The 18,884-nt window shown below is 73.6% G+C and carries 13 protein-coding genes and 1 pseudogene; 6 read left to right on the plus strand and 8 right to left on the minus strand.

From position 1 onward, the window contains the following. Window position 1: 1 nt before the first annotated feature. A complete protein-coding gene (gene treY, locus GTY58_RS11310; RefSeq protein WP_010983592.1) occupies window positions 2-2,389 on the plus strand; it encodes a malto-oligosyltrehalose synthase in 2,388 nt (795 codons plus the stop codon). A gap of 13 nt (window positions 2,390-2,402) precedes the next feature. Here treY and GTY58_RS11315 read toward each other — a convergent pair whose 3' ends face one another. Then, window positions 2,403-3,392: a LysR family transcriptional regulator gene (locus GTY58_RS11315; protein ID WP_010983593.1), complete on the minus strand. Its 990-nt coding sequence runs from the start codon at window positions 3,390-3,392 to the stop codon at window positions 2,403-2,405. Window positions 3,393-3,480: 88 nt separating this feature from the next. Between GTY58_RS11315 and lpdA the strand changes: the two genes are divergently transcribed. Further along, a complete protein-coding gene (lpdA, locus tag GTY58_RS11320) occupies window positions 3,481-4,908 on the plus strand; it encodes a dihydrolipoyl dehydrogenase (protein WP_171033200.1) in 1,428 nt (475 codons plus the stop codon). 153 nt (window positions 4,909-5,061) lie between these two features. After that, entirely contained in the window at window positions 5,062-6,312 is a 1,251-nt protein-coding gene (locus GTY58_RS11325) for a M14 family zinc carboxypeptidase (RefSeq protein WP_010983595.1), read from the plus strand. A 39-nt stretch (window positions 6,313-6,351) separates the two neighbouring features. Here the strand turns inward: GTY58_RS11325 and GTY58_RS11330 are convergent, their stop codons facing one another. From GTY58_RS11330 to GTY58_RS11340, 3 genes are all read right to left on the minus strand, one after another. Then, window positions 6,352-6,792 carry an SSI family serine proteinase inhibitor gene (locus tag GTY58_RS11330; protein WP_010983596.1) on the minus strand — a complete coding sequence of 147 codons (441 nt, stop codon included), beginning with the start codon at window positions 6,790-6,792 and terminating at the stop codon, window positions 6,352-6,354. Then, on the minus strand, window positions 6,789-8,141 hold the full coding sequence (locus GTY58_RS11335; RefSeq protein WP_037650076.1) for a M14 family zinc carboxypeptidase: 1,353 nt from the start codon (window positions 8,139-8,141) through the stop codon (window positions 6,789-6,791). Before GTY58_RS11335 ends, GTY58_RS11330 begins: the two co-directional genes overlap by 4 nt. Before the next feature lie 219 nt (window positions 8,142-8,360). After that, a complete protein-coding gene (locus tag GTY58_RS11340) occupies window positions 8,361-8,912 on the minus strand; it encodes a DUF1707 and FHA domain-containing protein (RefSeq protein WP_042492943.1) in 552 nt (183 codons plus the stop codon). Window positions 8,913-9,084: 172 nt separating this feature from the next. On the opposite strand from GTY58_RS11340, the gene treZ reads away from it, so the two are divergent. Beyond that, complete coding sequence (treZ, locus tag GTY58_RS11345) at window positions 9,085-10,830, plus strand: malto-oligosyltrehalose trehalohydrolase (protein WP_010983599.1); 1,746 nt, start codon at window positions 9,085-9,087, stop codon at window positions 10,828-10,830. Between the two features lie 109 nt (window positions 10,831-10,939). Here treZ and GTY58_RS11350 read toward each other — a convergent pair whose 3' ends face one another. The 4 genes and pseudogenes from GTY58_RS11350 to cyc2 all read right to left on the minus strand — a co-directional run bounded on the left by GTY58_RS11350 (window position 10,940) and on the right by cyc2 (window position 16,636). Next, window positions 10,940-11,875: an aminoglycoside phosphotransferase family protein gene (locus tag GTY58_RS11350; RefSeq protein ID WP_010983600.1), complete on the minus strand. Its 936-nt coding sequence runs from the start codon at window positions 11,873-11,875 to the stop codon at window positions 10,940-10,942. Between the two features lie 43 nt (window positions 11,876-11,918). Then, window positions 11,919-13,064, minus strand: coding sequence for an aminopeptidase P family protein (locus GTY58_RS11355; RefSeq protein WP_010983601.1), 1,146 nt, complete (start codon window positions 13,062-13,064; stop codon window positions 11,919-11,921). 518 nt (window positions 13,065-13,582) lie between these two features. Continuing rightward, window positions 13,583-14,230, minus strand: a pseudogene (locus GTY58_RS11360) (PDZ domain-containing protein). Window positions 14,231-14,458: 228 nt separating this feature from the next. Continuing rightward, on the minus strand, window positions 14,459-16,636 hold the full coding sequence (gene cyc2, locus GTY58_RS11365; protein WP_010983603.1) for a germacradienol/geosmin synthase Cyc2: 2,178 nt from the start codon (window positions 16,634-16,636) through the stop codon (window positions 14,459-14,461). Window positions 16,637-16,837: 201 nt separating this feature from the next. On the opposite strand from cyc2, the gene GTY58_RS11370 reads away from it, so the two are divergent. Then, window positions 16,838-17,617, plus strand: coding sequence for an alpha/beta hydrolase (locus GTY58_RS11370; protein ID WP_010983604.1), 780 nt, complete (start codon window positions 16,838-16,840; stop codon window positions 17,615-17,617). Further along, window positions 17,614-18,879, plus strand: coding sequence for a cytochrome P450 (locus GTY58_RS11375; RefSeq protein WP_010983605.1), 1,266 nt, complete (start codon window positions 17,614-17,616; stop codon window positions 18,877-18,879). The genes GTY58_RS11370 and GTY58_RS11375 overlap by 4 nt, the downstream gene beginning before the upstream one ends. Window positions 18,880-18,884: the final 5 nt, after the last annotated feature.

An 18,884-nucleotide genomic window follows, 5' to 3' on the forward strand; every position in this document is an offset into this window, starting at 1 on the left:
CATGACACCTGAGCGTCCCGAACCCACGGTGCCCACGGCCACGTACCGCCTTCAGCTCCAGCCGGAGTTCCCGTTCGGTGCGGCGGAGGCGGCCGTGCCGTACCTGGCCTCGCTCGGCGTCTCGCATCTGCATCTGTCGCCGGTCCTCGAGACCGTACCGGGGTCGTTGCACGGCTACGACGTCGTCGACCACGCGCGCGTGCGGGACGAACTGGGCGGCGAGAGGGGACTGCGCTCCCTGGCGCGCACCGCGCGGGAGCACGGCCTCGGCCTGGTCGTGGACATCGTGCCGAACCACATGGCCGCGGCCCCGCGCCACAACCGCCCCCTCTGGGAGGTGCTGCGCGAGGGACCGGATTCCGCGTACGCGCACTGGTTCGACGTCGACTGGGACGCACAGGGCGGGCAGCTGCTGCTGCCGGTGCTGGGGCAACCGCTCGGCGCGGAGATCGACCGGCTGAAGGTCGACGGCGACGTGCTGCGCTACTACGACCATGTCTTCCCGCTGCGCGAGGGCACCGGGAAGCTGCCGCTGCCGCAGCTCCTCGATGCCCAGTGGTATCGCCCGGTGTGGTGGCGGCTGGCGCGCACCGAACTCAACTACCGGCGCTTCTTCAGCATCTCCGAGCTCATCGGGGTGCGCGTCGAGGACCCGGAGGTCTTCACCGCGACGCACGCCACCGTGCTGCGGCTGCTCGACGAGGGTGTCGTCGACGGCCTGCGCATCGACCACCCCGACGGTCTCGCCGACCCGGACGCGTATCTGCGCCGCCTCCACGCGGCCACCGGGGGCCGCTGGACCGTCGTCGAGAAGATCCTCACGGACGGCGAGCACCTCCCCGCCGCCTGGCCCGTCGCGGGAACCACCGGCTACGACGCCCTGCGTCACGTCGACGGGCTTTTCACGGACCCGGCGGGAGCGGGCGAACTCCTCGGCCAGTACCGGCGTTTCGCGGCCCCCCAGGCCGATCGCGGCGGCCACTGGGAAGCGACCGTGCGGCGCGCCGCGTACAAGGTGGTCACCCATGAGCTGGCCACCGAGGTGGACCGCCTCACGCGCGCGGCGAGCCGCCTGTGCGCCACCTCCCCGGACCCCGCCCTGCGCGACCACGCCCCCTGGGCGCTGCGCACCGCGCTGCAAGAGCTCCTCGTACGTCTCGAGGTGTACCGCCCGTACGCCTCCGGGGACGCCGCCGCGGTCGTCACCGAGGAGGCCGCCGCCGAGGCCCGTGCCGTCTTCACGGTGCCCGAGGAGGCCGGTGCGGTGAGCGTCGTACGGGATCTGGCGCTGGGGCGGGCCGGTGACGGGCCCGGGCACCTGGAGTTCCGGGCCCGGTTCGCGCAGACGTCGTCGGCGCTGCGGGCCAAGTCCGTGGAGGACACGGGGTTCTATCGCTACGTCCCGCTTCTGTCGGCGAACGAGGTGGGCGGGAACCCGGGCAGTCCGGCCGTCTCCCCCCAGGACTTCCACGCGTACTGCGCGCGCGTGCAGCGCGACTGGCCCGCGACCGGCACCGCTTTGTCGACGCACGACACGAAGCGCAGCGCCGACGTGCGCGCGGCCGTCTCCGTGCTCACCCAGTGCCCGGAGCGCTGGGCCGACACGCTCGCGGAGGTGACCCGCGCCGGCGACGGCGTGCCCGACCCGCACGTCGCCTGGGCCGCCTGGCAGACGGTCCTCGGGCTCGGACCGGCGGCCGAGGAGCGCGTACAGGCGGCCCTGCTGAAGCACGTCAGGGAGGCCGGGCTGCACACCGCCTGGACCGAGCAGGACCCCGCGTACGAGGAGACGGTGGCGGCGTTCGTCGCGCAGGGCCCGTGCGGGGCGCCGGGGCGGCTCGTGACGGACTTCCGGGCCGAGTTGGGCCCGCATGTCCGGGCGAACGTTCTCGGGGCCGCTCTGGTCCATCTGACGATGCCGGGTGTGCCGGACGTCTACCAGGGGACGGAGGGCGAGTACCGGGCGCTGGTCGACCCGGACAACCGTGGGGTGTTCGCACCCCAGGAGCAGCCCTCGGCGAAGTCCGCGCTCACGACGGCGGCCCTGCGGCTGCGCGGGCGGCGCCCGGAGGTCTTCGGTGACGCGGCGACGTACGAGCCCCTCGAGGCCGAGGGGCCGGGCGCCGCCCACTGTGTGGCCTTCGTGCGCTCCGGGGAGGTGCTCACGGCAGTGACCCGGCTGTCGCTGCGGCTGGCGGAGGCGGGCGGCTGGCGCGACACGGCCCTCGCGCTGCCGCCGGGCCGGTGGGCCGACGCACTCGCCCCGGAGCGGGAGTTCGAGGGCCACACGCGCGTGGTGGAGCTTTTCGGGTCCTCGCCCGTGGTGCTGCTGGAGCGGCTCGGGGGCCGAGTGGGCGGCGTACAGGCGACGGTGGCCGGACCGCGGTGACCTGAAGGGGTGGTCAACGGGCGTCGAGAAGGGCCGTCGGCGGGAGCGGCCGGGCCGTCTCCGGGGCCCCGCAGTCGGCGGGCCGCGCGATGCCGTCCTCGCAGGCCTCCGCGGGCGCCGCCGGGAGCCCTCCATACCGGCGCAGGAGCTCCACGAAGGCCGCGGCGGCACCCGAGGGCGGCACGCGGGAGAAGACCGTCAGGGGACGCCTCCAGGGCGGGTCCACGGAGAGTACGACGCAGTCCTCGCCGACCGCGCCGCGCACGATGTGCGAGGGCGCGGTGCTGACGCCCACACCGGCCGCCGCCATACGCACCGCCGTCGAGGTGTGCTCGGTGAACACGGCGGTACGCGGCCGGAATCCGGCCTGCCCGCAGGCCCAGTCGAGAAACCGCTGTCCGTGCACGACGGGCTCCATGGCGCACCGGATCCACGAGCGGTCCGACAACTCGGGCAGCGTCACCGTCGTACGGCCCGCGAAACGGTCGTCGAAGGGCACCACGAGGACGATCTCCTCCTCGCCGACCGGCACGACGCTGCCGGGCCAGTCCCGCGGCGCGGGCCCGACCGCGAGGTCGGCGGTGCCGCGCTCGACCTGTTCCTCCAGCGCCTCGGAGGTGGCGTACTCGTGGAGGTGCAGCACGACCTGGGGGTGGGCGGTACGCCAGCGGGCGAAGACGTCGGGGAGCACCCCCACGGCGACGGAGTGGACGGCCGCGATGTGCAGTTCGCCGCCTTCGGCTCCGGCGGAGGCGCGGGCCGCGCGGCGGGCCTGGGCGGCGCTGCGCACGGCGAGTTCGGCGTGCGGGCGGAAGGCGCGGCCCATCGGGGTGAGGCGCACCCCGCGCGGCATGCGCTCCAGGAGCGCACCGCCGACCGACCTCTCCAGGGCCTTGATCTGGTGCGAGAGCGCGGGCTGGGTGACATGGAGGGTCTCGGCCGCGCGGGTGAAGGACGCCTCTTCGACGACGGCGAGGAAGTACTCCATCTGCCGCAGACTCATCTCCCCCGCCTTCCATGAGCATTCTGCATGGCTTCCACAAGAACATTGCCTTGGATCTATGACAAGGGGAGGGCGGAAGGTGGAGAACATGAACACACCGGACGTCATCGTCATCGGAGGCGGCACCGGCGGCTACAGCGCCGCCCTGCGCGCCGCCGCCCTCGGTCTGACCGTGGTGCTCGCCGAGCGGGACAAGGTCGGCGGAACCTGTCTGCACCGTGGCTGCATTCCGAGCAAGGCGATGCTGCACGCCGCAGAACTGGTCGACGGCATCGCCGAGGCGCGCGAGCGCTGGGGGGTGAAGGCCACGCTGGACGACATCGACTGGCCTGCGCTCGTCGCCACGCGCGACGACATAGTGACGCGCAACCACCGCGGCGTGGAGGCGCACCTCGCCCACGCGCGCGTGCGCGTCGTCCGGGGCAGTGCCCGGCTGACCGGTCCGCGCAGCGTCCGCGTCGAGGGTGCTCCGGACGACCTGCCGGGCGGCGCGGGCGACTTCACCGCGCGCCGGGGCATCGTCCTGGCGACCGGCTCACGGCCGCGTACGCTCCCGGGGCTCGTGCCGGACGGGCGGCGCGTGGTGACGAGCGACGACGCGCTGTTCGCGCCCGGCCTCCCCCGCTCCGTGCTGGTCCTGGGCGGCGGTGCGATCGGGGTCGAGTACGCCTCGTTCCACCGCTCCATGGGTGCGGAGGTCACTCTCGTCGAGGCCGCCGACCGGATCGTGCCGCTCGAAGACGTCGACGTCAGCCGTCATCTGACGCGCGGTCTGAAGAAGCGCGGCATCGATGTGCGGGCGGGGGCGCGGCTGCTCGACGCCGAACTCCTGGAGGCGGGGGTACGCGCGCGCGTACGCACCGTGCGGGGCGAGATCCGCACACTGGAGGCCGAGCGGCTCCTGGTGGCGGTCGGGCGGGCGCCGGTCACCGACGGGCTGGACCTGGCCGCCGCGGGCCTGGCGACGGACGAGCGGGGTTTTGTGACGCCGTCCGACTGGGACCGTCTGGAGACCGCGGTGCCCGGCATCCACGTGGTGGGCGACCTGCTGCCACCGCCGTCCCTGGGACTGGCCCACGCGTCGTTCGCCGAGGGCCTGTCGGTGGCCGAGACGCTGGCCGGGCTGCCGTCCGCGCCCGTGGACTACGCGGCCGTGCCCCGGGTCACGTACTCGTCGCCGCAGACCGCCTCCGTGGGGCTGGGCGAGGCGGAGGCACGCGCGCGTGGACACGAGGTGGACGTCAACACGATGCCGCTGACCGCCGTCGCCAAGGGCATGGTCCACGGCCGGGGCGGGATGGTGAAGGTCGTCGCCGAGGAGGGCGGCGGGCAGGTGCTCGGCGTGCATCTGGTGGGCCCCCACGTGTCCGAGATGATCGCCGAGAGCCAGCTGATCGTCGGCTGGGACGCACAGCCCTCCGACGTGGCCCGGCACATCCACGCGCACCCCACGCTGTCCGAGGCGGTCGGCGAAACGTTTCTCACGCTCGCGGGACGGGGGCTGCATCAGCAGTGAGGCCCGCCGCGGAGGGAGCCGGACCGCCCCTGCGAGGACGGGGCACGCCGTCAACGCCTCTTGGCGCCCCCTGGCGCCGCCCCGTCTTCTCCTTGACAGTTCCCCCCGGCCGTGGACTACTGCGGATTGCGACGTCGGGCGGACCAAACGGGGGTGAGTCTCCTGCCGGAGCAGCGCTACCCCAGTGTGACCGAAATCGTTTCGTCCGCCCGCGCGCTGGCGGCTCACCGGCCCGGCCTGTGCGCGCTCAGACAAGTCGGTGTCTCCCGCGCGGGCCGACCTCTGCACCTGCTGTCCGTCGGCCACGCGACCCGTGCCGTCCTGGTCGTCGCGGGCGCCCACGCCAACGAGCCGACCGGCGGTTCGACCCTGCTGTCACTCGCCGAACGGGTGCTGTACGAGCGGGAGTTGCGGGACGGCACCTCCTGGCACTTCCTGCTCTGCGCGGACCCGGACGGCGCGGCCCTGCATGTGACTCCGGCGCCGCGCACACTGTTCGACTACCACCTCGGGTTCTTCCGTCCGGCGGGCCCCGAGCAGCCGGAGTGGTCGCCGTCCGTGCTGCCGCCGGACCGGCTGCCGCCCGAGACACGCGCGCTGACCCGGGTCATCGACGAACTGCGCCCCTACCTTCAGGTGACGCTCCACGGCACCGATCTGGGCGGCAGCTGGGTGCAGTTGACGAAGGACATCCCCGGCCTCGCCGAGCCGTTCGCGAAGTCCGCGGCGGAGCTGCACATTCCGGTGGAGACGGGCGCCTCCGACGCGGCGGGCTGGCCCGCGTCCGGTCCCGGCGTCCATGTGATGCCCGCGCCGGGTTCGAACGCGGCGTACCCGAGCATGCCCGACGACGCCCGGCACAGCACCTGGTACCACACCCATCGGTACGGCGGTCTCACCGCGGTCGTCGAGGTCCCGATGTGGGCGAGCGACCTGGTGGACGATCCGGCGCCGCACCCGGCGCCCGCGGCGGCCCTGCGGCAGCTGGGGCGGCGGCTGCTGCGGGACGCGCTGGAGGTGGAACTGGTCCTCACGGAGGCGCTGCCGCGGCTGCCCGGCCCCGACGGGCCGCTGCTGCGCGCCGCCAAGTGGGCGCTGGAGCTGGTCCCGGGGCTCGCGGGCGACTGGGCGCAGGCGCCGCCCGCGGACACCACGATGGCGTACGTCGGCAGTGTCGACGCGTTCGGCCGCCGGCTGCCGCTGCGGGCCGCCGCGATGCTGCTGCGGGTCCTCCAGGAGGCCGACGACCGCGCCGCGCCGCGCCTCGAACAGCTCGTCGCGGCCTGGAGCGACGCCTTCGCCGTACGCTTCCGCGCGCGCTGGGTCCCCCTGGAGGACCAGGTCGAACATCAGTCCCGTACGGTCGTGGCGGCGGCCCGGCACGCGCGGGACCGTGCGGCGTGACGTCCGGGCTCCGGAAAGAGCCCGCCGGGCGCGCCCCGGTCAGCTCCGCAGACCGGGCGTCGGCCCGTCCGACGCCTGCTCCGAGAGCGCGAACACCGCTCCGGTCTCCCCCTCCAACCCGCAGGCGTTCCCGAAGGCGTGGCGGTACTCGACGTGCCGCCCGTTCCACTCGCCGTGCGCGTCCGCGGTCACCGGGGCGTAGATCATCGGGCAGAACGTGCGCTTGGGCGGGATCCGGGTGATGTCCCCGTCGGCGGCCGCCAGTTCCTCGCACGCCCGGGCCGCGTGCGCGTGCCCGTGGGGCGGGTCGCACGTCAGGAGCCTGCTGATGTGACTGGAGCGGGCGTCGCCCGTGGTGACCGTCACATAGAGCCAGTTGCCGGGGGTCACCCGGTGGGCCGCCGCCTGGGCCGGGGCCGCGCTGAGCAGGGCGATCGCGGCCAGCAGGGCGCCGGGGACCGCCATGGTCGTCTTCGTCATTCCGTATGCATCGGCACGACGGCGTCCGAACCCCAGCGGGGCTCACCCGAATGCGAGCGCACGGGCGCGTACCGCCCCGCGAGTTCGAACGCGGCGAGCACCACGCGCGTCTGGTACTCGACCTGGTGGCCGACCGGGACCCAGCGCGCCCCGTAGCCGTCGCGGTAGTCGGCGCACCACTCGTCGATGAGCCGGTCCAGCTCGGGGAGGACGTCGGACGCCGCGGCTCCGGCGGCCGTGGCGAGTTGGCGCAGCAGCCCGGCGGTCCGCAGGGCGACCCGGCGGCCCGAGATGCCCAGCGCGGTCAGCCGGGCGGTGTTGAGCGGCGGCAGCGGCCGGCCCGTGCCGTCGAACGTGTCGGGATCCCAGGAGTCGGCGAGCCCGGGGCCGACCAGTAAATAGTCGTCGACCGGGGCGAGCAGACTGGCGGTGTCGGGGGTGGCGGCGAGCCGCGGCCGGATCCGGGCGAGGATGTCCTCCAGAAGGCCCGTGTCGCGGCGCAGGGTGCGGCTGACGGCGCGCAGGACCGCGTCGGCGTCGCCGGGCGGTGAGCCGTCCTCCACAGCCGCCACGCCCCACATGGGCGCCTCGACGACCGCCGTCACGGTGCCGTAGCGCTGCGGGTGGAACCAGGTGGATTCGACCGCGGCCTCCGTGATGGCGGCGGCCAGGTCGCCGCGGCGCGGCGGTGGGATGCGGTAGACGGCGGGGCCCAGGGGCGGCCAGTACAGGGTGTCGTAGGGGCCGAGTTCGCGCGGGATGCCGAACCGGGCGGCGGTGCCTGCGACGCGCTGGGCGAGGCCGGGCAGGTCCTGGGTCAGTTCGACGAAGCCGCCGCCGACGTCCACGCCGTGCAGGGAGCACTGGAAGAAGGGCCGCAGCTCGTCCTGGAGGTCGAGGAGGGCGCGGGTTTCGGGCAGGGCGGCCCGCTCGGCGCCGTCGGGCAGCCACTCGGGCTGCTCCAGGAAGCCCGGGCGGAAGAAGTGCCGGAAGTAGTGGCCGAGGGTGTACGGGCCCGACAGCCAGCCCTCGTTGCGGCGCGCGCCGTCGGGGTCGAGGCAGAGCAGCAGGTTCCAGGTGGCGTCGGCGCCCTCGGCCGGCCCGGGGCCGGCCAGGACCCGCTCGGCGAGGCGCAGGGCGGTGGCGCCGCCCACGGGTTCGTTGGCGTGCGGTCCGGCGACGACGAGGGCGTGGCGGGTGCCGTGGCCGACGGACAGCAGCCACAAGGGCGTGCCGCCCCGGGACGTGCCCACGCGGCGCAGCCGGGCGTCGCCCGGACGGCGGGCGACGAGCGCGGCAGCCCGCGCGGCCAGTTCGTCGACAGTCGGGTAGCGAAGGAGTGGCGGCAGGGCGCACCTCCACTCATGTGGTGCCGTCGGTTCACCTGGTGTGCATGGTGTACGCACAGTCAGTCACGGCTCGGCAGGTACGTCAACACCGCCCGGGGCGAGGGAAGGCCGGGCGGACACGGCACGTGACACCGGGGCGGGGTCTCGCTCCGGCGCGGCCCGCCGTGCACACCGGGCGGCGCAACGCGCACCCTGGTGCGGGGCGCCGACCGCCGTCGGCTACTCCGTCGCGAGCCGAAAGGCCATGTTCCCGAAGCTCACCTGGTCGCCGTCACGGACGACCGCGGCGCCGATCACGTGACGCCCGTTCACCGTCGTGCCGTTGGTGGATCCCAGGTCGCGCAGCACCCACAGGCCGCCCTGGCGGCTGAGTTCGGCATGCACACGCGAGACGGTGTCGTGACTGAGCCTCAGACCGCTGGCGGGGTCGCGGCCTATCCGCAGCGGGTGCGTGCTGCCGGGGTGCGGCAGGAGCAGCTTGGGGAGCCGCTCGGCCTGCCAGGCCCTGCGCAGCCGTACGGTGAAGCCGGAGACCGCCTCGACCGTGCCGAACACCAGCCGCGACACGCGCTTCTCGGCGGGCAGGTCGGCGGTGAGCGCGGCCAGTTCGGCGGGCTGGCGGGCGACCAGCGCCAGTTCCATGCGCCGGATGAACGTGTCGTGCGAGAGGCGTCCCAGGGCTACGCCGTCGCGGAGCACCTTCAGCGCCCTGTCGCGCTCGGCGTCCGACAGCCGCGCGGGGTACGTGTGGAACTCGAAAGACGACGTCACGCAGGTGATTGTCGGGCAGTCGGGCCAGGGTGTCCAGAAAACCCCGGAAACGGACGTCGTCTCCGTCAGGGTCGTTCCGCGTGGCAAAAGGGTCGATTCAACGGCGAATTGATCTCGATTGACGCACCATGGACTGGCTACATCACGATGAGCAGACGAGGGGGAACCGTCCGTGCAGTTCGAGGTGTGGGCACCACAGGCCGCCCGGGTGACGCTCCACTGCGGCGGCGCCACGCGCGCGTTGGCGCGCGACGAGGAGCGCGACGGCTGGTGGAAGGGCGACGCGGAGGCCGGGGACGGCACGCGGTACGGGTTCGCCCTGGACGACGGTGCCGTGCTGCCCGACCCGCGCTCGCGCCGCCAGCCGGACGGCCCGGACGGGCTGAGCGCGGTGGTCGACCACGGGCGGTACGCGTGGCGTGCCGACCGGCCCGGGCGCGGGCTGCCGGGCGCGGTGCTGTACGAGCTGCACGTGGGCACGTACACGCGGGAGGGCACGCTGGACGCGGCCGCCGAGCGGCTCGGGCATCTCGTGGAACTGGGCGTGACCCATGTGGAGCTGATGCCGCTGTGCCCGTTCCCCGGCCGGCACGGCTGGGGGTACGAGGGCGTCTCCCTGTGGGCGGTGCACGAGCCGTACGGCGGGCCCGAGGCACTGAAGCGGTTCGTCGACCGGGCGCACGAGCTCGGCCTGGGCGTCGTCCTCGACGTCGTGCACAACCATCTGGGCCCGTCCGGCAACTGTCTGCCCGCGTTCGGGCCGTACTTCACGGACACCCATCACACGCCGTGGGGCGCCGCCGTGAACCTGGACGCGCCCGGCTCGGACGAGGTGCGCGCCTATCTGGTCGGCAGCGCGCTGGCCTGGCTGCGGGACTACCGGGTCGACGGGCTGCGCCTGGACGCGGTGCACGCGCTGTGCGACACGCGCGCGTGCCACTTCCTGGAGGAGCTGTCGACGGCGGTGGACGCCCTCGCTGCCGACCAGGACCGGCCGCTCTTCCTGGTCGCCGAGTCCGACCTGAACGACCCGCGGCTCGTCACTCCCCGGCACGAGGGCGGCCTCGGTCTGCACGCGCAGTGGAACGACGACTTCCACCACGCCCTGCACACCGCGCTGACGGGCGAGTCGCAGGGCTACTACGAGGACTTCGCCCGGGCCCCCTTCGCGGCACTGGCGAAGACGCTGACGGGCGGCTTCTTCCACGACGGCACGTACTCGACGTTCCGGGGCCGGTGCCACGGCCGCCCGCTGGACCGTACGCGCGTGTCCGCGCACCGGCTGCTCGGCTATGCGCAGACCCACGACCAGGTCGGCAACCGCGCCCAGGGAGACCGTCTTTCGGCGTCCCTGTCCCCCGGGCTGCTGGCATGCGCGGCGACGCTGACGCTCACCTCCGCCTTCACGCCGATGCTGTTCATGGGCGAGGAGTGGGCCGCGGGCACCCCCTGGCAGTTCTTCACCGACCACACCGATCCCGAACTCGCGGAGGCCGTACGCCGGGGCAGGCGGCGGGAGTTCGCGGCGCACGGGTGGGCCGAGGAGGACGTCCCCGACCCGCAGGACCCGGCGACCCGCGACCGCTCCTGCCTCGACTGGGCGGAACCGGAAAGCGGCATCCACGCGCGCGTGCTGGCCTGGTACCGCGGCCTGATCACCCTGCGCCACCACGAGGCGGACCTCTCGGACCCCGACCTCACCGACGTCAAGGTCGCGTACGACGAGGAGGCGCGGTGGATCGCCTTCCGCCGCGGCGACGTACGCGTGGCCGTCAATCTGTCCAAGGAGCCCGCGCGGATCCCGCTCGGTCTCGCCCACGCGCGCGTGCTGGCCGCGTGGGAGCCGGTGGAGACCCCGGGCGCGGACGGGGTACTGGAGCTGCCGGGCGAGTCGTCGGTGGTGCTCACGCAGGCGTGACGGGCGGTGGCGGGTGGGTTGGGGCGGCGCGTATGCGCTTGCGTAAACGCTTGCGCAAGCGTTTACGCATCGTCCGTCACGTCACCTCTCGCCGCCCCGCCGGACAGGTCTAGAGCGTCTCGTCCCCCGGCAGTTCCGTGACCCGTTCCAGGAGGATCGCCTCCCAGGCGCGCCGCAGTCGGGTGCGCAGAAGCGGGAGGGGGCTGTCGTCGCGTCCCTGGAGACGGTCGGCGAGGCGGACGAGGGTGTCGCAGCGGGTGAGCCACAGGCCGCGCAGACAGGGGCGGGCGCCGTAGCCGGCGAGGGTGGCGGCACGTACGGCGGCGGGGGCGCCCACGGCGATGGCCAGCCCGGCGATGTCCTCGGCGGGGTCGCCGATCACCGCGTCGGTCCAGTCGAGGACGCCGCGCACCCGGCCGTCGCCGCTCACCACGAGGTGTTCGCCCTTGAGGGCGTGGTGCACGAGGACCGCCGCACCGGGCTGCGCGGCGAGCTGCACCGCCGCCGGCGCCGTGAGCTGACCGAGGCGGTCCGCGTCGAACTCGTCGGCCCCGGAGAGGTACTGGGCGGCGTCCTCCGCGACCGTCCGCAGCGCTTCGAGGGAACGCGGCACCGCGCGCGGGACGCCGAGCGGCTCCGCCTGTCGTACGGGCACCTCGCGCAACCCGGTGAGCAGCGCCGCGAGGTCCGCCTCACCGACCGCCGAGACGGCATGCTCCTCTCCGCCGGCGCCGGGCAGCCTGGTGTCGAGGGTGTAGGCCAGCCCCGTGGCCCACTCGCCGTGCGCGACGCTCGCCGGGACCGCGACCCCGATGTGCGGCCGGACCAGGTCGCGCAGCCGCAGCTCGCGACGCAGGCGTACGGACGCGTCACGGTCGGGGGCGAGCCGCAGCACATGGCGCGTACCGACCCACCAGGTGGAGTGCTCACCGCCCGCGGCGACGGGCCGCACCTCCGGTCCCGCTCCGTCCGCGGGGCCGTCGGCGAGCACGGAACGGACCAGTCTGCGGATGCTGTCCGCCGTCGGTGTCGGTGCCTGGGTCATGGTCGCGCCGTTGTCGTCTCGGGGGCGTGAGGGGGGTGGTCGGTCAGTCGACGATCACCAGCTCGCGGGAGGTGTTGTTGAGGCGGCGTCCGCCGTCGTCGGTCACCGTCACGATGTCCTCGATGCGTACGCCGAAGCGGCCGGGCAGATAGACGCCCGGCTCCACGGAGAAGCACATCCCGGGTACGAGGGCCCGCTGTTCGCCCTCGATCATGTACGGCGGCTCGTGCGTGGTGACGCCGATGCCGTGGCCCGTGCGGTGGATGAAGCGGTCGCCGTAGCCGGCGTCGGCGATGACCGCGCGGGCGGCCCGGTCCACGTCCTGGCAGGCGACGCCCGGTCGCACCGCGCGGAAGCCCGCCTCCTGGGCCGCGCGCACCAGGTCGTGCACCTTGCGCTCCTCCTCGTCGGGCTCGCCGACGTGGACCGTGCGCGAGGTGTCGGAGCCGTAGCCGTGCTTGAGCCCGCCGAAGTCGAGGACGACCATGTCGCCGCGCTCGATGACGCGGTCGCCCGCCTCGTGGTGCGGATTGGCTCCGTTCGGGCCGGAGCCGACCACCGTGAAGTCGACCTGGGAGTGCCCGAACTGCCGTAGCAGTTCGGCGAGATCGGCGGCGACGTCCGTCTCACGGCGCCCGGCGAAGGGAACCTTCCGGATCTCCTCGAACGTGGCGTCCGCGGCCGCGCCGGCGGCCGCCAGCCGCTCCAGTTCCGCGGCGTCCTTGACGGCCCGCAGCATCGGCAGCGCCTCGGTGAGCGCGACGTAGCGCGTGCCGGGCAGCCGGCCGCTCAGGCCGAGCAGGTGCATGGCCCAGGCGTTGTCGCTGATGCCGAAGCGGCCGGACCGGTCGAGGAGGGTCGCGGCCGCCTCGTACGGGTCCTTGCCGTCGGTCCAGTCGCGCAGCGTCAGCGCGGGCGCGCCGGCCGCCTCCGCCGCGTCGGGCGCCTCCAGGGTGGGCACGACCAGGACGGGGTCGTGTCCGGCCCGCAGCACCAGCAGGGTGAGCCGCTCGGTCTCGACCGGCCGGTACCCCGTCAGCCACACCAGGTCCGGGCCGGGTGCGACCAGTACGCCGTCGAGACCGGCGTCCGCGGCGGACTGTGCCGCGCGCCGCATCCGGGCCGCGTAGTCGGCGGCGGTGAAGGGTGCGGGGTCGCCGGTGCCGGGGGGCGCGGGCGTGCCGGTCATCCATGGCCTCCGTAGGTCGCGGTGTCCCAGGGTCTACGGGCAGCATCCTCCCCCTCCGACGGGGCGTGCGCGAGCCGATTGCGGTGCCGGGGTCGACTTCCCGAGACAATATGAGAGTGCCTCTCACATTTTACGAAAGGGTGCCTTCACGGCCCGCGACGGCGACCGGCTGCCGACACACGTCGGGGCGGCTCCGCCGGTGACCGGACGGCACCCGCGGCATCCGGCGGGTTCGGGCTGGTCCGTGGCGCCGAGGCTCGACGGGCGAAAAGGGCCGGTCGGCCGCACGAGTGCCGTCCGAGCAGTCGGTCGCCCGCTCCGCCGCCCTGCCGCGCCGCAGGGCAGCCGAGACCGAACCGGGGCTCCGCCCCGATGGTGCGGGCTCGCGTCGTCGTGCCGGCCGGCGGCGGCCGTCCGGCATCTCCGGGCTCGCGGGGCATGATGCGGCAGCCGACGCCGTGGCTACGTACGAGCCCCCCGCGACGAGTAGCGGTTGACGAGTCACCTCCCCGTCGCGGCTACGTGACGATCCCCGGTGTCGCCATCAACTGCTGCTGGTTGCCGTTGGCGTGACGCACCGTCAGTGGGACTGCCGTGCCGGGGCGTGCGCCTGCCACCGCCCGGGCGAGATCGGCGGCCGAGTCGAGACGGGTTCTGCCGAAGGCGAGCAGGATGTCGCCGCGGACCAGGCCCGCCGTGTAGCCCGGACCGGGGGCATGGACCCCCACCACGAGAGCGCCATTGGACGCGGCGTCCACGGCTTCGACGCCCAGGGTCGCCTTGCCCGGCGCGAGCACGGCGTTCGCACTGCTGTCGCCCTGCGCGGACTTGGCGCCCATGGACTGCGGTCCGCCGGACACCGACGCCCCCGGACGGCCGGAGGCCGGCGGAACCAGAGGACCCGACGGCCCCGCCGCTCCCGCACCGCCTCCCGCCTCCGCTGCAAATCCGCCAGCTTGCTATCCGATCACGGTCGCGCCCACGGTGCCGAGGCCGATGCCCGACAGAACGAGGACCGTCCCGACGAACACGGCGAAGAGCAGGGTCGTCAGCCGCTTGCCCCGTCGGGGCGGAGCGGCATGGGGGCGCCGGGGGGTGCCGGACGCTCGATCGCCACCGGACTCCTGGCCCGGCATCGGTTTGGGACGCAACGCAGTCTGTTCCATGGATCGCCTCCACAGATGCTCTACCCCGCGCGTCGGCGCACCACGATCCACGAACGAGTGAGACTGGGCCCGCGTCACCTCGACACCCTGGCGGGCGCCGGCGGCGCGGGCCGCGGTCCGGCATCCCGCGCAGCCGCACCCCAAGGCCACCCGTCCCCCTCCGGATCGGGCACACCCGACACCTGACTGCGCCCCTCGCCGACGAGCCGCAGCCGCCTGTCCCCCCCCTCAGCGCGCCACCGGCGCCGCCCACGCGGTGAACGGTGCGGAAGGTGCCCGGTCCGGTACGAAGCCATGGGCACGCCGGGCCAGGTCCGCCGCGCCGTAGCGGTGGCAGTCCTGGTGCCACTTCAGGATGCCGGACATCCAGTTCTGCAACTCCACGACATAGCCGTCCATGATGTCCCGCACCTCCTGCGGGAGCTTGAAGTCCTTGTAGAGGAGCGGCAGTTCATGGGCGGCCACGTGCTCGAACTGGTGCATCCGCTGGGTCATCAGGTCGTTGATGACGCCGAGCGCGGTCGGGTAGTCGCAGCCGAAGAAGTTCTGCACGACGAGGATCGCGTTGTGCACCTCGCCCTCGTACTCGATCTCCTTCTGGTACGAGAAGACGTCGTTGATGAGCATGCCGTAGTCGACGGCCGCGTTCTCCAGAGAGCGGACGGGGCCGCTGCGGTAGATCTCGGGCGGGACCTTCGGGCCGTGGCCCACGCGGCACAGGCTCAGGGTGAGGTCGGCCCCGAAGGTGGCGCGGCGCATCTCCAGGTAGTCGATCGGGTCGGGGATGCGGTGCTGGAGCTGGTTGGACAGCTCCCACACCCAGCTCTCGGTCATCACGTCCACCGAGGCGCGGAACGTGCGCCGCTCGTCCGGGGTCATCTCCGCCGTCGTAATGGCCCACAGGTCGATGAGGCCGCGCTCCATGCCGTTGACCGGCGCCGGGACCTCCTCGCCGTCGACCGGCATGCACGCCGACAGCCGTCGTGTGCACAGCTTGGCGGCCGCGAGGTCGCGGCGCGGCCCGAACACCATCGGGTAGTAGTCGTCGCCGTACGTGCCCCAGGCCAGCCACCGTGAGCTGAGGTCGAGTTCGTCGGGCGTGGCGTCCGGATCGAGGCCGGCCGAGCACAGCGGCAGGTCGTACGCCGTCAGCTTGTCCTCGTCCCAGACGCCCTCCTGGAGCATGCCCGTGCTGTGCATCCACGGGGTCAGCCGGGCGCGGGCGCCCTCCAGGTGCGGGCTGAGTTCCACCTGGAACGGCATATGGAAGTCGGGGATCCGGGACGGTCCGACCTTCTGGAACGGCACGTGGGTGTATCGGCGCAGCCGCTCGGCCCCGGCGTCGGCGAGCAGTCCGCGCAGGTCGGCGGCGGAGGTGCCGATCGCGGAGAGCCCGAAGGGCCGCTTCTGGGAGAGGGCGCCCTCGTTCATGTAGCGGCTGGACCTCAGATGCCATTCGTGGCCGCCCGACTGCCAGTCCTGAAGTCCCCGCGCGTACGCCGCGACCGCCGCGACCTCGGGTGGGGTGAGGCCTTTCTCCAGGGCCAGCGCGGGCACTTCGGTGAGCGCCGTGTGCTCGAACTGGTGGAGCCGCGAGGTGAGGATGTCGTTGACGGTCTCGGCGGCCTCCTGCGTCGTACAGCCGAAGAAGGTCTCCAGGACGAGGACGCCGTTGCTCAGCTCACCCTCCTCCTCGACCTCCCGCTGGTACGAGAACAGGTCGTTGCGCAGGTGCACCCCGTCGGAGAAGGTCTCCATCAGCACCCGCAGCGGCCTCGACCCGGCGACGGCGGCCGGCACTTCGGCGGTCGCGTACTCGACGAGCCCCGCCGACCAGGGGGCTCCGCCGACCTTGCGGCGCATCTCGATGTACTCGACGGGGTTGGCGATCCGCCCCTCGTTGATGTTGGACAGCTCCCACAGCGACTCGTTGAGCAGGTGCTCGGTCGAGACGGCGAACCGCTTGCGCCAGTCCGCCGACATCGCGGGCACCGTGCGCGCCCACAGGTCGGCGAGGCCCGCCTCGACCGGATTCTCCGGCTCCGGAACGGGTGCCGACAGGTCGAGCGGCATGAAGAGCGGCAGCCGGTCCAGATAGGCCTTGCCGCCCTCGCGGTCCTGGGTGCGCTTGAACGTCTCCAGGAAGTGGTCGTCGAAGAAGAACACCCACACGTACCAGTCGGTGATGAGCGAGAGCGCCGGGCCGTCGCAGTCGGGGTGTGTGTACGCGCACAGCAGCCCGTAGTCGTGTGCGTCGAGGTCGGACTGCTCCCAGATGCCGGAGCCCTCCAGCATGCCCATGCCGCGCGCCCACCGCGTGGAGTGGGCGCGCGCCTCGTCGAGATGCGGGTTCAGCCGCGCGGGGTAGGGCATGTAGAAGTGCGGGAGTTGGAACGGCTGCGTCATGGCCGGGCCCTACCCAGGGCCCTTCGGGGACATCCGCGGGCCGGGACATGATCACACCATCGCGTGAATCGCGGGCGTTCCCGCCCGGCCGTCCCACGCGTGCGTGCCCCGGTTCCACGCCTGCCCGCCGCAGTTCCGCGCCTGCCTGCCCCGGTGCCACGCCCTCTTGCCACCCCTGCCCGGCCGGGTCACCGTGACAGCATGACCTCCTTCGTGCTGCCCCATGAACTGCACGGCGACGGCGCCCACAAGGTGTTCGCGGTGCACGGCTGGTTCGCCGACCGGGCCGCGTACGCGGCGGTGCTGCCGGATCTCGACCGGGCCGCGTTCACGTACGCGCTGGTGGATCTGCGCGGGTACGGAAGGGCCAAGGACGCGGTCGGCGCGTTCACCACCGCCGAGGCCGCCGCGGACCTCGTCGAGCTGGCCGACCGGCTCGGCTGGGATCGGTTCTCCGTGATCGGGCACTCCATGGGCGGCACGGTCGCGCAGCGGCTGCTGGCCCTCGCCCCGAAGCGCCTGCGCCGGATCGCGGGGGTGTCCCCGGTGCCCGCGTCGGGGCTGTCGTTGCCGGCCGACCAGTGGCAGCTGTTCGCGGACGCGGCGCACAAGCCGGAGAACCGGCGCGCGATCATCGACGTCACCACCGGCGGGCGCCGCCCCGGGGCCTGGCTCGACCGGATGGTCGCCCGCTCCCTCGCGGACAGCGACGCGAAGGCGTTCCGGGCGTGGCTGGACTCGTGGGCCGGGGAGGACTTCCAGGCGGAGGTCACGGGCGCGGGGGTGCCCGCGCTGGCGGTGACGGGGGCTCTTGACCCGGCGCTGTCGAGCGCGCTGCTCCGGGACACCTGGATGCGCTGGTACCCGCGCGGCGAGCTGAGGGAGCTGCCCTCGGCCGGGCACTACGCCATGGACGAGGCGCCGCTCGACCTGATCCACGTGGTGGAGGAGTTCCTCCGGGCCGAGGACGCCGGCGAGTGAGCGTCCGCGAGCAGGCCCCGCCCGTCCCCGATGTCTTCGACCCGCGCCGGTACGCCGCCGGAGTCCCGCACGCCGCGTACCGCACGCTCCGCGACCATCACCCCGTCGCCCGGCAGGCCGAGCCCGAGGTGCTCGGCTGGCCCGCCGGGCCGGGGTTCTGGGCGGTCACCCGGCACGCGGACGTCGTACGCGTGCTCAAGGACTCCACCACGTACTCCTCGCGGTTCGGCGCCACCCAGATCCGCGACCCCGATCCCGACGACCTGCCGTTCATCCGGGACATGATGCTCAATCAGGATCCGCCGGACCACGGCAGGTTGAGGCGGCTGGTCAGCCGTGCGTTCACGCCGCGCCGCGTCGACCGGTTCGAGTCGCTCGCCCGTGACCGCGCCCGCACCCTGCTCGCCGCCGCCCTCGCGGGTGCGCGCGCCGGCGACGGCAGCTGCGACCTGGTCGCCACCGTCACCGACGACTACGCCCTGCTCAACCTCGCCGATCTGCTCGGTGTACCGGAGAGCGACCGCGGCCTGCTGCTGCACTGGACGCGGCGCGTCATCGGCTACCAGGACCCGGACGAGGCGGGCGAGCCGCTCCTCGACGCGGCGGGCAAACCGGTCGATCCGCGCTCACCGGGGGCCCTGCGGGACATGTTCGAGTACGCGCGGCAGCTGGCCTCGTACAAGAGGGAACACCCCGCCGACGACATCATGACGACCCTCGCCACCGACCCCGAACTCACCGGCCCCGAGCTGGCGATGTTCTTCTTCCTGCTGACGGTCGCGGGCAACGACACCGTGCGCGGCGCCGCTCCGGGCGGCCTGCTGGCCCTGGCGGAGCACCCGGAGGCGTACGCCCGACTCCGTGCCCGGCCACAGCAACTACCCTCCGCCGTAGAGGAGTTGCTGCGCTGGCATCCGCCCGTGCTCACCTTCCGCCGGACGGCCGTACGCGACACCGACCTCGCCGGACAGCGCATCCGGGCCGGCGACAAGGTCGTCGTCTTCCACGCCTCGGCCAACCGTGACGGGCGCGTCTTCACCGCCCCGGACCGGCTGGATCTGTCGCGGTCACCGAACCCGCACGTCTCCTTCGGCGACGGCCCGCATGTCTGCCTGGGCGCGCACTTCGCCCGCCTGCAACTGCGGGTGCTGTACGCGCAGACGCTACGGGCGCTGCCCGCACCGCGGGTCGCCGGGCCTCCCGGACGCCTCGTGTCGAACTTCATCAACGGGATCAAGTCGCTGCCGTTGCAGGTGGCATGAGGGGT

It is taken from the genome of Streptomyces sp. SID5469, from assembly GCF_009862865.1.
Classification (GTDB): Bacteria; Actinomycetota; Actinomycetes; order Streptomycetales; family Streptomycetaceae; genus Streptomyces; species Streptomyces avermitilis.

What these genes read in the sequence shown, in the direction of transcription:
- GTY58_RS11330 (WP_010983596.1), bottom strand. Translation starts at nt 6,792, where the DNA reads ATGACGAAGACGACCATGGCGGTCCCCGGCGCCCTGCTGGCCGCGATC.
- cyc2 (WP_010983603.1), bottom strand. Translation starts at nt 16,636, where the DNA reads ATGACGCAGCCGTTCCAACTCCCGCACTTCTACATGCCCTACCCCGCG.
- GTY58_RS11350 (WP_010983600.1), bottom strand. Translation starts at nt 11,875, where the DNA reads ATGACCCAGGCACCGACACCGACGGCGGACAGCATCCGCAGACTGGTC.
- treY (WP_010983592.1), top strand. Translation starts at nt 2, where the DNA reads ATGACACCTGAGCGTCCCGAACCCACGGTGCCCACGGCCACGTACCGC.
- GTY58_RS11370 (WP_010983604.1), top strand. Translation starts at nt 16,838, where the DNA reads ATGACCTCCTTCGTGCTGCCCCATGAACTGCACGGCGACGGCGCCCAC.
- lpdA (WP_171033200.1), top strand. Translation starts at nt 3,481, where the DNA reads ATGAACACACCGGACGTCATCGTCATCGGAGGCGGCACCGGCGGCTAC.
- GTY58_RS11315 (WP_010983593.1), bottom strand. Translation starts at nt 3,392, where the DNA reads ATGAGTCTGCGGCAGATGGAGTACTTCCTCGCCGTCGTCGAAGAGGCG.
- GTY58_RS11355 (WP_010983601.1), bottom strand. Translation starts at nt 13,064, where the DNA reads ATGACCGGCACGCCCGCGCCCCCCGGCACCGGCGACCCCGCACCCTTC.